The sequence below is a fragment of the Pseudomonas agarici genome (assembly GCF_900109755.1).
GTDB classification, from domain to species: Bacteria; Pseudomonadota; Gammaproteobacteria; order Pseudomonadales; family Pseudomonadaceae; genus Aquipseudomonas; species Aquipseudomonas agarici.
Genome location: NZ_FOAR01000028.1, coordinates 1 through 14,092, shown reverse-complemented (window position 1 = coordinate 14,092; position 14,092 = coordinate 1). Strand labels below are relative to the sequence as shown.

General features: G+C 61.4%; 13 protein-coding genes and 1 rRNA gene. 7 read left to right on the top strand and 7 right to left on the bottom strand.

Going from position 1 to position 14,092, the window contains the following annotated elements:
- Positions 1–79 precede the first annotated feature (79 nt).
- Together BMX68_RS21085 and BMX68_RS21080 are read right to left on the bottom strand one after the other, a co-directional pair.
- A complete protein-coding gene (locus BMX68_RS21085; protein ID WP_026013017.1) occupies positions 80–325 on the bottom strand; it encodes a hypothetical protein in 246 nt (81 codons plus the stop codon).
- Positions 322–501 (bottom strand): hypothetical protein, encoded by a 180-nt coding sequence (locus BMX68_RS21080; protein WP_017130429.1) that lies wholly within the window; start codon positions 499–501, stop codon positions 322–324. The genes BMX68_RS21085 and BMX68_RS21080 overlap by 4 nt, the downstream gene beginning before the upstream one ends.
- Before the next feature lie 184 nt (positions 502–685).
- Here BMX68_RS21080 and BMX68_RS21075 point away from each other — a divergent pair, with 184 nt between their 5' ends.
- Entirely contained in the window at positions 686–1,276 is a 591-nt protein-coding gene (locus tag BMX68_RS21075; protein WP_017130430.1) for a phage tail protein, read from the top strand.
- Positions 1,277–1,353: 77 nt separating this feature from the next.
- The gene (locus BMX68_RS21070; protein WP_017130431.1) at positions 1,354–1,665 is read left to right on the top strand and encodes a DUF6916 family protein; all 312 of its coding nucleotides are present in this window, start codon (positions 1,354–1,356) and stop codon (positions 1,663–1,665) included.
- On the opposite strand, the gene BMX68_RS21065 is transcribed toward BMX68_RS21070, so the two are convergent.
- From BMX68_RS21065 to BMX68_RS21050, 4 genes are read right to left on the bottom strand one after another with little or no spacing between them, the layout of a single operon-like run.
- Positions 1,658–2,152, bottom strand: coding sequence for a GNAT family N-acetyltransferase (locus BMX68_RS21065; RefSeq protein WP_017130432.1), 495 nt, complete (start codon positions 2,150–2,152; stop codon positions 1,658–1,660). The two genes, BMX68_RS21070 and BMX68_RS21065, sit on opposite strands and share 8 nt — an antisense overlap.
- Before the next feature lie 29 nt (positions 2,153–2,181).
- Complete coding sequence (locus tag BMX68_RS21060; protein ID WP_017130433.1) at positions 2,182–4,278, bottom strand: site-2 protease family protein; 2,097 nt, start codon at positions 4,276–4,278, stop codon at positions 2,182–2,184.
- Positions 4,278–5,600 (bottom strand): efflux RND transporter periplasmic adaptor subunit, encoded by a 1,323-nt coding sequence (locus BMX68_RS21055; RefSeq protein WP_017130434.1) that lies wholly within the window; start codon positions 5,598–5,600, stop codon positions 4,278–4,280. The genes BMX68_RS21060 and BMX68_RS21055 overlap by 1 nt, the downstream gene beginning before the upstream one ends.
- A complete protein-coding gene (locus BMX68_RS21050; RefSeq protein ID WP_017130435.1) occupies positions 5,597–6,379 on the bottom strand; it encodes an efflux RND transporter periplasmic adaptor subunit in 783 nt (260 codons plus the stop codon). The genes BMX68_RS21055 and BMX68_RS21050 overlap by 4 nt, the downstream gene beginning before the upstream one ends.
- Positions 6,380–6,790: 411 nt before the next feature.
- Here BMX68_RS21050 and BMX68_RS21045 point away from each other — a divergent pair, with 411 nt between their 5' ends.
- The 5 genes from BMX68_RS21045 to BMX68_RS21025 all read left to right on the top strand — a co-directional run bounded on the left by BMX68_RS21045 (position 6,791) and on the right by BMX68_RS21025 (position 13,886).
- Positions 6,791–7,474, top strand: a complete 684-nt coding sequence (locus BMX68_RS21045; RefSeq protein ID WP_017130436.1) for a GntR family transcriptional regulator — start codon at positions 6,791–6,793, stop codon at positions 7,472–7,474.
- Between the two features lie 769 nt (positions 7,475–8,243).
- Complete coding sequence (locus tag BMX68_RS21040; RefSeq protein WP_026013018.1) at positions 8,244–9,020, top strand: DUF3050 domain-containing protein; 777 nt, start codon at positions 8,244–8,246, stop codon at positions 9,018–9,020.
- A complete protein-coding gene (locus tag BMX68_RS21035) occupies positions 9,017–9,946 on the top strand; it encodes a diiron oxygenase (protein WP_017130438.1) in 930 nt (309 codons plus the stop codon). The genes BMX68_RS21040 and BMX68_RS21035 overlap by 4 nt, the downstream gene beginning before the upstream one ends.
- Before the next feature lie 14 nt (positions 9,947–9,960).
- Positions 9,961–13,395 carry an amino acid adenylation domain-containing protein gene (locus BMX68_RS21030; protein WP_017130439.1) on the top strand — a complete coding sequence of 1,145 codons (3,435 nt, stop codon included), beginning with the start codon at positions 9,961–9,963 and terminating at the stop codon, positions 13,393–13,395.
- Positions 13,396–13,418: 23 nt separating this feature from the next.
- Positions 13,419–13,886, top strand: coding sequence for an SRPBCC family protein (locus tag BMX68_RS21025; RefSeq protein ID WP_017130440.1), 468 nt, complete (start codon positions 13,419–13,421; stop codon positions 13,884–13,886).
- Between the two features lie 122 nt (positions 13,887–14,008).
- Here the strand turns inward: BMX68_RS21025 and rrf are convergent.
- Positions 14,009–14,092 (bottom strand): 5S ribosomal RNA (rrf, locus tag BMX68_RS26780); the annotation flags it as partial.

The following is a 14,092-nucleotide window of genomic DNA, read 5'->3' as shown; positions in this document are numbered from 1 at the left end:
TTGCGCACTAGTAGTATTTTGACATCAATCGCAGCGACTTTACGCCGCAAAAGGCCCATAAACACGGGAGTTATGGCCCTCAAATACGACCGGGAAGCTCTATATCAAGTGTCCGGTAGTGAGTGCCGGCTACCCGAAGGGTGGCAGGTTTCATATAAAACCGCTTGGGTATCTCCCCCGCATGCTGGTCGATTTTCCGCCAGCCGGTCGGAATTGACGGAAACTCGTCCGGTGCCACCCGACTCATCAGCAGCCAGACCCTGCCGTTAGCCGATGGCAGATCTTTCAGATGATCGAAGTAGACCCCGGCATTTTCATCGATCAAGGTGCCGAAACCGTAGCCGGTAGCAGGCCAGGACCGTCGCTCGACGACCGACGATCAAGTGGGTTAGCCAATACCGAGGAGAGCGTGATCACCCCAGGCTGCGCGCTCATCGTCTGGATCGACAGGTTGGCATCGCCAAACAGACCGATCCAACCACGCAATTCGTCGCCCCACATCGCCGCCGCCGTCCGTTTATAGGCTAGAACGACATCGGCTTGCCTGACTGTTCCAATCGCGACCTCTATCCCGCAAAGAACCGGCGCAAGCCAAGCCAGCGTCTACGCTTCGGGACGGTGCACAAAAAAGCCCGGACACCACGGGCACGGCACCTCTCCCAACACGGCTGAAGGATAACGATCCATGGAAGTATTTCTCGGCACCATCCAGATGTTTGGCTTCAACTTCGCACCCTCGGGCTGGGCGCTCTGCGGCGGGCAACTGCTGCCTCTCTCGCAATACCAGGCACTGTTCGCGTTGATGGGTACGACCTATGGCGGTAACGGCCAACAGACCTTCGGCCTGCCCAACCTCCAAGGCCGGCTGCCGGTTTGCCAGGGCAATGGGCCGGGCTTGACGTCGCGGGTCATGGGCGAAGCCAGCGGTACTGAAAACGTATCGATCCTGACCAGTAACCTGCCCACCCAGGTGATTCCGACCTCTGGCTTGACCGTCGACACCACCATCAACCTGGCGAGCACCCCCAGCAATCCGGTCACGGCACCGACCAGCACCAACGCCTATATCGGCGCGTCCAACCCTGCCGGGCCGCCCTCGGCGGCGATCTATTCCGATGCACAGGGCGCCTCGCCGGTAGCCCTCAAAGGTGCCGCCAGCACCATCGCCGGCAACCTGACCCTACCAGGTGGCAACCTACCGCTGGGGACGATGAACCCGTTCCTGGTGGTGAACTTCAGCATCGCACTGGAAGGGATCTTCCCGTCGCGTAACTGACACACCGCAACGCCTGTAGCAGCCGGCTTGCCGGCTCCTACCGGGGCCTGAGCCCACTCTGCATACGGAGAACATCGATGCTGCAACAGGTTTCCAACGAACATTTCCAGCCGCTGGTCAACCAGCGCTGCCCGCTGCACCTGCCCGACGGCAGCCTGCTGGCGGTCCAGGTCGAATCGATCCAGTTGCACCCGCGAGCGCAACTGTCGGAGAGCTCTCGCCTACCCTTCAACGTGATGCTGCGCAGCCTCGAGCCGACGGATTTCGTCGACGGCCTGTGCGCCCTGGAGCTGCCGCAACTGGGACGCCTCGATGCAGTGTTCGTCTCTCGCGAGCCGCCGCTGGGACGCGACCCGACCCTGGGCTACTTCAATATCGTCTTCAATTGAGGCCTGGGTACCACACCAGCCGCTCGGCCGCCGGCGAGCTTTCCTCGACCCGAAACCCCAGCGCCAGGTAATGCTGGCGCGCCTGCGGATTGCTGGCCCAGACCACCGTCGCCACTGGGCAGCGCACCTGTTCGGCGGCCTTCTGCACGCCTTGCAGCACAATACGTCCGAACCCCTTGCCACGGGCCGCCGGAATGAACGCCAGGTACAGCACGCGGATTTCATTGGGACCGAAGTCGGCACTCAGCACGCCAATGGGCGTATCGAGCTTCTCCACCACATAGTGCATCGCATCCGGGTAATGATCGCCAACCCCCTGTTCCTGCACCTGGAACTGCTGGGCAATCACCTGTTCGATCAGTTCGGGCTCGGCATCGATCCATTGCAACTCCGGGCGGGCCGACTGATAAAGGCTGCGCAGAAAAGGCCCATCGGTGGCCCGCGATGGGCGCATGGACAACCCTGCGGCGGACGAGCTGTTCAACATGGGTGGTACTCCCTGAACCGTTGTAATGACTAGAAACCACTCTCGCGCACGCCCAGCGCTATCAGGCGCCGCCAGGCGGTACCCAGCAATGATTCGTGGCGCCCTTGCAACACCGCCACGCCGCGCAGCGGATGGCTCGGTGTCGGCACTTCTTCCAGCAGCTTGAGCCGCACGCCGTATTGGGCTTGCACTGGCTCCGGACGGCGGTTTTCGTCGCGCCGCACGGCAATCGGCCCGTGGTGGTCGGAGGTCAAGGCTTCCTGGTCGATGGCCGCAACACCGTTGGCGTCGATATCCAACAACTGCACCGGCCAAGCCGGGCGCATCGGGTCGTCGGCGACAAAGCGCCCGTTCGACCCCGGCGCGACGCGCCACAAATCCTCTTCGGCCAGATAACCGCGCACACGGGTACCATCCTCGACAACTCGCGCCAGCGGTTCCTGAGTCGAAACCCAGCGTCCGGCGACCAGTTGCGGCAGCAGATCGCGGACCTGGCCGGCCTGGGGTGCCCGTAGCAATAAGCGCTCACGACGGGCCTGCAATCCCCGGTATTCGGCCACCGCCTCCGCCAGCCGCTGTTCGAGGACACCGACATCCGCCGCCGTCTCGCTGCGCCCGGCCTGGCGACGCATCTGCAACTGCAAAATATCGATTTCACGGCGCACGATGAACAGTCGCGAGTCGACATCCGGTGACTCCAACTCCACCAACACCGTGCCTTGCTCCACCCGCTGGCCATCGCGCACATTAACTTGTTTGACCCGTGCGGCCACCGGAGCATGCAGCGCCGTGACCCGCCCGGCCTCGAGCATCACCGGTATTTCCACGCTGCTACGCCAGGGCAGCACCACCAGCAACAGCAGCGCCAGCAGGCCCAGGCCACTGAGCAGCACACGCGGAGTATGCGCCTGCTCGCGCCGCGACCACCATTCGCGGGCTTCCTTGAAAATCGGCAGGAAGATGAACCAACCCAGTTCCACCAGCATCAGGCAGATGCCCAGCAACTTGAAGAACAGGTGATAGACCGCCAGGGCGATCCCGAAAAACAATACCGCCCGCCACAACCAGGAAAGGAATCCCCACCACAGCAGTCGGCGGCGCATGGCCGGTGGCCAGGGCTCCGGTGCCGGCGTGTCGTAGCCGAACAGGGCCTCGCGCAAACGCCAGCGGCACAGGGCAAAGGCACGGCCCTGGAGGTTGTCGATTTCCCAGAAGTCGCTGAGCAGAAAGTAACCGTCGAAGCGCATGAACGGGTTGAGGTTCACCGCCAGAGTGGTCAGCCAGGTGGCACTGGCGAGCATGAACGCCGCCGTGCGCGCCGGCCCGTCTGGCAGCAGCGACCAGGCCAACAGGGCGATACAGGCCAACACCAGCTCCGCCAGGACCCCGCCGGCACCGATCAGCAACCGCGCCTTGCGGTCGTTAATCCGCCAGGCATCGCTGACATCGGTATAGAACAACGGCAGCAGGACCATGAACGCCACCCCCATGCTCTGCACCCGACAGCCGGCGCGCTTGGCCATGAAAGCATGGCCGAACTCATGACAGAGCTTGGCGAAGAATAGCGCGATGCCAAAGGCCATGGCCCCACCGAGGCTGAACAGGTGGGGAAAGGTTGAGAGAAAGCGCTCCCAGTCCCGCGAGACCAGGAACACTCCCAGCCCCAGGGTGATCGGCAAGCCGTAGCGCAACAGGCGCGGGCCGAAACGTCGCAGCCATGGCCAGGCGCGATTGAGGAAGGCATCCGGGCGCCACAGCGGGATGCGGAAAAACAGGTATTGGTGCAGTGCCATCTGCCACAGGCTCTGGCGCGACGCGGCGGCTTTCCACGCATAGCTGGCGCGCTGTTGCGGGTCCAGCGCGGCGATCAGGTCATGGGCGCGCAAAAAACCCAGCAACTGCTCCAGTTCCGGATCGCCCAACGGCAGGCCCGGCTCACGGTTCGCCGCCTGCAGCACCTGCTCGGGATCACCCAGCGACCAATGCCGCAGCAAGCGGATGGCCTGGACGCCCAGCTTGAAATAACGCCCACGAACCGGGTCGGCCAACGTCCAACGCGGTGAGCCGTCCAACGCCGCCGAGGCCGGCGTGAGCTGCAGATCCGCTCGCAGGCTCGGCAGGTTCATTACAGGCCTACGCTCTGGCGCAACCCGGCCAGTGGTCGGCGCAGCAGGTACAAGGCCAGCGGTGCGCGCTGGCCGAAGATTTTCGCGGTGCCGCGCAAGCCGATGCGCGGCACCGGGGTGTCGATGAAGCTGGCATCCAGCCGATACGCCAACTGCCCGGCCGCAGTGGATTGCGCCTCGTAGGCCACTCGCTCCAGTTTCGCCGGGTAACGCTGCAATGGGTCGCTGTCGAGGAACAGGGCAACCTCGGCATCGGGAGCCAGGACGATGGCATCGCCGACCGCCAGTTCGATACGTAGTTCGGCCTGGGTCGGGTCGGCGATTTCCATCAGCCGCTCACCGGTCTGGATCGGTTTACCGGTCCAGCGTTCAGCGTCGGCGAACACCGCAATACCGTCGCGCTCGGCACGCACTTCGCTGCGCTTGAGCAATTCACTGGCGTAATCGCGTTCGGCGCGCTTCTGCTCGACTCGCGCCGCCAGCAAGTCGATCTTCGAACTCGACTCGGCATCGGCAAACGCACGCTGGGCATTGGCCTTCAATTCAGCCTCGGCCACTCCGAGAGTGCGCTGGGCCACATCGGCCTGGGCCTTGAGGGTGGTGCTTTCGAAACGTACCAGCAGGTCGCCGCTGCGCACCACTTGGTTGGGCTTAACCAGAAACTCGGCAATCACCCCATCCAGCGGCGCCGCCACCACCCGGCCAGCCAGCGGCACGACCTCCGCAGGGGCCAGCACCGACTGGCGGACTGGAATCAACAGGCTCAGCAACGCCAGCGCGCCGAGCAATGCCTGGCGCTTACGCGTCAGGCGTAAACGCCACGGCCGGCGCGGCTGCAAGGCCAGCCAGGCATGGCTATAGGTGTCGCCCAACTGCGCCAGCAACACCTGTTCGGAAGGGCTCCAGGGGTTGTCGCGAGCCAGCCAGATGCCGCCAAAGACTTCGCCCTTGTGATCGAGCAGCGGCAACCAGAACACCTGGAGCGCCGACAGGCTCTGCCAGTCCTCGCGCACCGAGGCGCTGAACGCCGCCATCGGCACCACGCTCGCAGGCGTCGCCCGCTTCAGCTTGACGAGCTGCGCCACGGCGTGTTCGACAAAGGCGACAAACGGCGCATTCGGCTCCACCGCGCTGACCCCGGTCACGGCCCGCACCTTACCAGCGATCAGCAGGGCAGCATGGCGAAAGCCGAACAGCGCCTGGCCATCATTGACCAAACTATAAGCAAGCTGTTCGGTGGTGCGGGCGGCACGGGTCAAGCGTTCGAGGTCGAGGAACTGGGCAAACACCCGCTCGGTTGCGCCCGCCACCGGGGCGTTCACTTCAGTGCCTCGAAGCGCGCGGTGCCGCTCATGCCTGCCAACAGGCCATCGGCCTTGGGCAGACTGGCCACCAGCAACAGAGTCTGGCTGCCCTCATCGATCTGCGCCCCCAGCCGCTTGATAGTGGCGGTCAGCGGCTGGCCGGTTTCGTCCGGGACGAAACTGAAGGTCTGCCCCGGCTTGAGTTTGCTCATCCAGTGCGAGGGCACTAGCAAATGAATTTCCAGGGTGCGGTTGTCGACAATTTCCAGCAGCGGCGAACCGATCGAGACGCTTTCGTAGCGCTGCACTTTGCGCTGCACGACCTGACCGTCATAAGGAGCAATCACGCTGCAACGCTTGACCTGTACCTGATAGACCTGGGCCTGGGCCTGGGCTTCGGCAACCTTGGCCTCGGCGCGAGCCACCTCGAAGCGGCCTACCGAGTTGAGCGACGCGAGCTGGCGGTTATGGGCCAGTTCCTCATTGGCGCCACGCCCGGCGGCCAGGGCCGCATTGAGCTGGGCCTGGAACGCCGAACAGTCGAAACGCGCCAGGGTATCGCCCTTGTTGAAGGCTTCGCCTTCGCTGAAGGGCAGCTCGATGATCCGCCCTGACAATTCACTGGCGAGCATCGCCTGGTTGCGCGCGCGCAACACGCCACGGGCCTCGCTGGCCGAGGTCACCCGGGCGCTCGACGTGGCACTGTCCAACAACGGGTCACCCTCGGCGGCCGCTTGCGCCTGGACCAGGCACGCAACACAGGACAATCCGAAAACCCAACCGTACAAACGCTGCATAACAGTGACTCCTTGTCGGACAATCGCGAGTCTACGACAGCCGTATCGAGCGTCAAGCAAATTGCCAGCATGCTGATCGAAAACCGAGTGACCGCCGATGGGTCGGTGGGTACGCAGGAGGATGACCATATCGTCATAGGAGAAACAATTTAAATATCATTTATGAGTAAACATAGGGCCACAGCGCCGCCCACCACCGTCGTTTCAGATCCGCCCGCAAAACCGACCTATCGCTGACAAGTAAAACGTACTGACAAAATGACTGGTCCCTACACTCATTTAAGAAACGATTGATGGTTAAGCGGCGTGCATGGGAAGAAAATGGCACCTTGCAATCATCGCCGTTGAAAAGTCTCGATCATGAGCCGCGGCCAATTTGAATTCTGTTCTCGAGCAGCAGGTAGTTTTAGCGTGGCAGAAAAACCGAACCCTTTGAGCAGCATTCTCGTCAACGCTCCCATCCCCGCTCACTTCGCGCGGGCGGTGATCGAGGAAACCTTGCGCGGCGCCATTCTGGATGGACGACTGCCCTGCGGCATGGCTCTTCGCCAGCAAGAGTTGGCAACGTTATTCGGCGTCAGTCGCATGCCGGTCCGTGAGGCGTTGCGCCAACTCGAGGCACAGGAACTGCTGCACGTCGTCCAGCACAAGGGCGCCGTGGTTGCTCCGTTGATCGACGATACCTCGACCGAAAATTACAACCTGCGCATCCTACTGGAGTCCGAAGCCTTGCGCCTGTCGGTCCCCCTGCTCACCGAAGAAGACCTCGCCCAAAGCGCCACCTATATCGACCAGCTTGAAACGAAGACCGACTACGCCCAGGTTGGCCGGCTCAACCGGCTGTTTCATATGAGCCTATACAGCAAGGCACCCAACCACAAACTGCTGAGCCTGATCGAACAGAGCCTGGTGGAGGAAGAACGCTTTTTGCGTTTCAACCTCTCGGCCATGGGTTTGGGAAAACTGTCCCAGGACGATCACCGGGAACTGCTCCAAGCCGCCCGTGACGGCCAGGTCGAGCTGTGCGTGGAGCATTTGCGTCACCACTTGCAACGCGGTATCGAGGTCATCCGACGCTACTTGGATAAGACTTGAACAATCCACCGACACACGCCATACCCGTGTCTTGAGCACAACGGCTCCGTAACCTCACAGGTGAAACGCAGCCATGCCGCCTCTGCCACGGCGGGATAACCGAGTCTGTTCGAAGCGTCGGACGCACTTCACATCCCTTGGTGATAGTCGAGCCGTGCATTTAGGCACACTCTGGTCAATCCAGGCAGCACGAGCGGATCGTGGACGAACTCGCACACAACGCACGGACAAGAGACAGATCAAAAGGAGAGCTTTGCCACAGACCAGGGGCACGGATGAACCGTGCCTCGGCCTCGCCTATCAAACAACCGGCCACCCTGTTCAAGAGTGCTCGAGTGAGGCATTCACTCAATATTTTTTATTCTGCTTGTTATCGAGCGGAAGAGCCGCTCTCATCCAAATAAAACAACTTAAAATTGTTTTATCGGCGCTGCTCAACCCTTATAAATAGGAAATTTTCAATATTTTAAAAACAACTTGATCACTACTTATTTTCTGTACTAGGTTTGAATAACCGCCAGGATGCGCTCCGCTGTGACAGCCCACAGTGTGGGGACACTTCCCCGGCAAAGCCAGACAAAATACGCTCACACAACCAACAGACACGATGACAGCGGCATGCACGCTGTTGGTTCAAGCTCCTGAGTTTTCAAACTCTTGGGCAAGGGCTTTGCTCGTCCGTCATTTTTCGGCGGCCATGGCACAGCATGACAAGCAACCGCGCAGAGGTGTTTGCCGTTACTCCATTTACCAACCGAAAAGGTGGCTAATGAATACTTGTAAAGAACATCTGGAACATAAAAAAACCCAACTGAGCGAACATTCTGTTTTCAGTGAAATACATTCACTGCCATTACTCAGATGCTTTATGGAAGTACATATCTTCGCGGTATGGGACTTCATGTCACTGGCCAAGCGATTGCAGCAGGAATTGACCAGCCTCGATCTCCCCTGGCTGCCGCCCAAGGATCCAAGGGCGGCACGAATGATCAACGAGATCGTGCTGGACGAGGAATCGGACGCACGCCATGGAGAAGGCCATTGCAGCCATTTCGAGCTGTATCTGGAGGCCATGCGCGAAATCGGTGCCGACACGCAGGTCATCGAGGGCTTTATCGAGCGGTTGCGCGAAGGTGTCGCCGTCGACAGTGCCCTGCAACAGTCTGGCGCCGACCCAGGCGCCAGCCGCTTTGTCCGCCAGACCCTGGATATCGCCCTGAACGCGGCTCCGCATTGCGTCGCCGCGGCCTTCCTGCATGGCCGGGAAAGCCTGATCCCACAGATGTTTCAGCGACTGCTCGAACAGTGGGGTATCGACCAGACCCAGGCTCCGACCCTGCACCACTACCTGCACCGGCATATCGAGGTGGACGCCGGCGATCATGGCCCGGCCGCCGGGCAACTGCTCGAACGCCTGATCGACGCCGACCCGCAACGGCAAAGCGAAGCTTATGCCGCCGCCCTGCTGGCCGTGGAAAGCCGTCTCGCGCTCTGGGACGCCATCCAACAGAAACTGCTCGCCAAGACTCATGAGGCCGCCGTATGAACACCGAGGACTACCGTTCGCTCGCTAATACCTGGGAAAGCCGCTCCAGCATCCGTACCCGTCCGCGGCGCCAGTTGGAAGACGATGACCAACTGATCTACCCCCTCAGCCGCCAACCGCTGGTCAACAGTGCGGCCTTTCTCACCCATTGCCCTGAGCAACGCGATTTCGTGTTGATCCAGAGCTTGTACAAGTTCATCAACGATGTGGTGATTTTCGAGACCGAAATCGTCGACCACACCGCCCGCCGCATTGCCAAGGACCGCTTCCCGATCCGCTTTCCGTTCGCTTGTCGCCATGACGCCATGACGGTGGTCGTGGACGAGGACTATCACGCCCTGGCGGCCATGGACTTTATGCAGCAAACCATTGTTCTGACCGGCGTCCAGCCGATTACCTTGCCCGATGAGATAGAGCTCAGCCGCGCCATACCGACAGCCCTGAGCATGGCGCCAGAGCATCTGCTAGGTGCTGTCGAGCTGATCTGTGTGGCGATCGCGGAAAACACCGTGACCAACGATGTCGCGGCCTTTGCCAAGGACAACACGATCAAGGCTTCGGTCAAGGGACTGATGGCCGACCACCTGCTCGACGAAGGACGACACGCTGTGTTCTGGACCCACCTGGTGCGTCTCTACTGGCAGAGCGCAAGCGAGGCCGATCGGGAACTGATCGCCGGAATCCTGCCGGTATTCATGGTCCATTACCTGACCAACGACATCCAGAAGGCCTTCGATTTCGCCGTGATCGAACACCTTTCGGTCAACGAACAGGTCCGACAGGCGCTCAGGTGCGAAACCTTGGGTCTGGCCTATCCGATCAACCGTCACCATCCGCTGGTTATCAATATCGTGCGGTTCCTGCGCAACAGCTCACTACTGGATTCGCCCGACGTCCGGGACACCCTGAGCGACTACCTGCTCTAGCCAAGGAGAACATCATGAGACGTCTCGAGATTCTGCTCGTCGGACACAGCCAGGTACTCGATGAGTTGATGCAGGAGCTGGAGCAGCAGGGCCATCTTGTTCGACGCCTAAATACCCCCCAAGCCATCGACGCGAGCCTACCGTCCGCGCCGGACCTGGTGATCGAGGATGGCAGCCTGGCGCCGCCGCCCCACATCGAGGGTGCGGCCCAACTGGGCCTACGCCTGGAGTACGGACCGTTGACGGTCGCCGGCCTGCCCGCATTGGCGCTGCACTTCTGTCTGGACAGCCGCCTGATCGAGCGCCGGCCTGTCGACCCGGGCGGCTCCGGTAATGGCCAGGTCCTGCGACAGGCGGCAACCGAGGCATTGCTGGAGCGGTGCACGCTGCTGATCAGTCGCTTTGCTCGTGACGCCGACTACTTTCTCGATATTCCATCGGTGGCGGTGTCGCCTTGCGCCGCACAACATCCGCTACCGGCGCTGGAGTCGCTGGCCTTCGAACATCGCTTCAACCACACGGCCCGCGCTGATCTACTGACCTTGGCGGCGGTACCGCTGCTCCTGCGCATCGAAGACCGCCTGCGCCGCTTCGCCGAGCGCCCGGCCTTGACCTTCAACGGCCACTCGTCGAACTATCGCCAGTTGCACGCCCACGGTCTGGCGATTCAGGAGAGCCTGCTGGCGGCATTCGCCGGGCTAGAGACTCTCCCGGGCGCATCGGTAGTCGGGGTCTGCCTGGACAAGACACCGGCCCTGTACGCAGCACTCCTGGCCATACTCGGTTGCGGTGCGATCTATCTGCCGCTGGACCCGGCTCATCCACTCCAGCGCCAGCGATCAATCCTGGAGGACGCCGGGGCGGTCCTGTTACTGCACGAGGGTCATCATCCTCTCGGCGACCACCTGCCCTCCCTGGATATCGGCACCGTGGCAATCGACCACGCAACCCTGGCCTCCTCCTCCCTGCAGCACCAGGTATCAGCTCCCGAAGCGCCCTGCCTGGCGCTCTACACTTCGGGCACCGGCGGTAAGCCCAAGGGGGTGCTGCTCAGCCACGCCAATCTTGCGCATTTCACCGCTTGGTACGCCGAGCATGTGCAGCTCACCGAACACAGCCGGGTCCTGCAGTTCTCGAGCTTGAGCTTCGACGCCTCGCTGATCGATATACTCCCCAGCCTGGTCCAGGGTGCCGAACTGGTGATCCCTAATGAAGACCAGCGACGCGATCCCTTGCAGTTGGTAGCGCTGATCCGTCAACAGCGCATCAGCCACGCTTTCCTCCCACCTATGTTGCTCGGCATCTTGCCCCTGGAGCCGCCATTGGGGCTGAGCCACGTGACCACCGGCGGCGATGTCTGCGAGCCCTGGGTCATCGAACAGCTCTCGCAACAGGCGCGTTTCTATAACCTCTATGGGCCCACCGAGGCCACGGTGCTGGTCACCGCGCAACGGTTCCGCAGGGGAACCGGCAACCGCAACCTGGGACGGCCTATCGCCAACAGCCAAGTGTTCATTCTTGACGAGCACGGCCAGCCGGTTGTCGAGCAGACGGTCGGCGAGCTGTATATCGCCGGACCGGGCGTGGGCCTGGGGTACCTGAACAATCCCGAGAAAACCGGCGAATGCTACCTCTCCCTGGATACGGGCAACGGATCGGCACGGCGAGTCTACCGCACCGGCGACTTGGCGAAATGGACCGAGGAAGGCATAGAGCTCTGCGGCCGTCGCGACCATCAGGTGAAGATTCGCGGCTTTCGGGTCGAACCCGAAGAAATCGAGCACTGCCTGCGCAACAGCCGCTTGTATCGCCAGGTGGCCGTGGTCATCGACAGCCGCCGTCGGATATTGGCCTATATGGCGCAACCAGCCACCGCCAGTAGCGACCGCGACGCCTTGCGCCAACACGTCGAGCGCTGCTTGCCGGACTACATGCACCCCGCCGCTTATGTCGAACTGGCCGGGCTGCCGTCTGCCAGCAGCGGCAAGGTCGACCGTCGGGCGCTGCTGGAGATGCCCGTCCACTTGCCCGGCGCGCCTCGCCTACGTCTGCCTGAAAATACCGATGAGGCCTGGTTGCTCGGACTCTGGGCCGAGCTATTGGAACTGCCGGATGAAGAGATTTCCACCGACGAGAGCTTTTTCAACCTCGGCGGCCATTCGATCCTGCTGTCCAAGCTGCTGCTGGGGATTCGCGAACACTACGGACACGGCATCTCCATCAACCGCTTTATCGAAGAGCCGACCCTGTGCCGACTGGCGGTATTGGTCAGGGGGGAATCGATTCGGGAGACCGTGAGCCCACGGGCATTCATCGACGCCGTGCGCGAACTGGATTTTTGGCCACTCCCGCCGACGCGCGCGGGCGACCTGGGCAAGGTGGTGCTGACCGGCGCCAACAGCTTTGTCGGCGTGCATATCGTCGAGGCCCTGCTGGCCGCTGGTGTGAGCGAGATCGCCTGCCTGGTACGCGACAGCACGGCGACCTCGGCAGCTGAGCGTTTCTCTCAGGCGTTACGCGACAACCGTCTGGAGCATCTGGACCTGACTCGCGTCCGGGTCTATTCGGCAGATATCCGCCAGCCACGCTTGGGGCTGACGATGCAGGTGCACGAACGGATCGACCGCGAGTTCGGCGTGCTGATCCACAACGCTGCTCACGTCAATCATGTGCTCGACTATGAGGCCCTGGCCGCCGACAACGTCGACCCGCTATTAGAATGCCTGCGGTTGTGCGAGGGCCGCAGTAAGAAGGTCTTCAATTTCATCTCCAGCCTGTCGGCCTGCAGCCGTATCGCCGACGACGGGCGAGTGCTGGAACAGCCGCCAGCGGACACGCCGCCGATCTACATCCGCAATGGCTACAACTTGTCCAAGTGGGTCGGTGAACGAATTCTGCAACGGGCACGCGAACAAGGTGCCTGGGTCAATCTCTACCGCCCCGGAAACATCAGCTTCAACAGCCGCAACGGCGTCTGCCAACCACATCGCAACCGCCTGCTGCTGATGCTCAAGGGCTCGCTGCAATTGGGCCATGTACCCGCCTTGGCGATGAACTTCGACCTGATGCCCGTGGATTTCCTCGCCCGCTTCATCGCCTCTGAAAGCCGCTGCGTGCCCAAAAGTCTCGGCGTGTTCAACCTGCATAACCCGCAACCGTTGAGCTGGAACGATTACGTCGCGGCGTTTCGCGAAATCGGCCATGACTTCCAACTGGTCAGCGTCGCCGATTGGCAAAAACGACTGCAACGAGTCGATCGCCATAACGCGCTGTTCGAAGTGCTGGGTTTCTACCTCAACGGTTTCGAAGAGGACATCGGCGATATCTCGGCCATCGAGCATGACCAGGCCGCAGCCGGTATCCGGCGCATGGCCGAAGCCTACCCACGCAAGACCCCGGCGTTGCTGCGAAAAGGCTGCAACTACCTCAGACAGATTCAATTCATCTGACCCATCATCACCAGGAGCACTCCATGCATACCTTGCAACCCGATACCCTGATCAGCAACCCTCAGGGCCAACCCATGGTTTCCTCGATTGAGATTTCCCGAGACGCCGCCAGCGTCTGGGCCGTAGTCGGCGACTTTGCTGGTTATGCTGCCTTCATCCCGGCGCTCTCGCAGATCGAGATGATCGGCAGTGGTCCAGGCGCACTGCGCAAAAAATTGTTCAAGGATGGCAATGTGGTAGTCGAGCAACTCAACAGCCACGACAACCTGACGATGTGCATGACCTGGACCACCCTCTACAACACCCTTGGGGTCGGCAAGCTCTGGGCGGCGATGCGCGTCGAAGCCCTGGCGGCGGATCGCTGCCGAGCGACCTGGACCATCATTGCCGAACCGGCGAATGACGATCCCGAGGACTTGCCGGGCTTTCGCCATTTCATCCAGGGCTTCACCGATGAGGCCATGGGCAATGTGCGCAACCTATTGGCCTGAATGACAGAGGCTGATCGTTCCCATGCTCTATTGCGACCGGTTGTAGCCAGGCTTCAGCTCAAGGTTTCACGCACAAAAACAAAACCCCTACCTGCTAAGCAGATAGGGGTCTCGGAATTCAATCTTGACGATGACCTACTCTCACATGGGGAAACCCCACACTACCATCGGCGATGCATCGTTTCACTGCTGAGTTCGGGATGGGA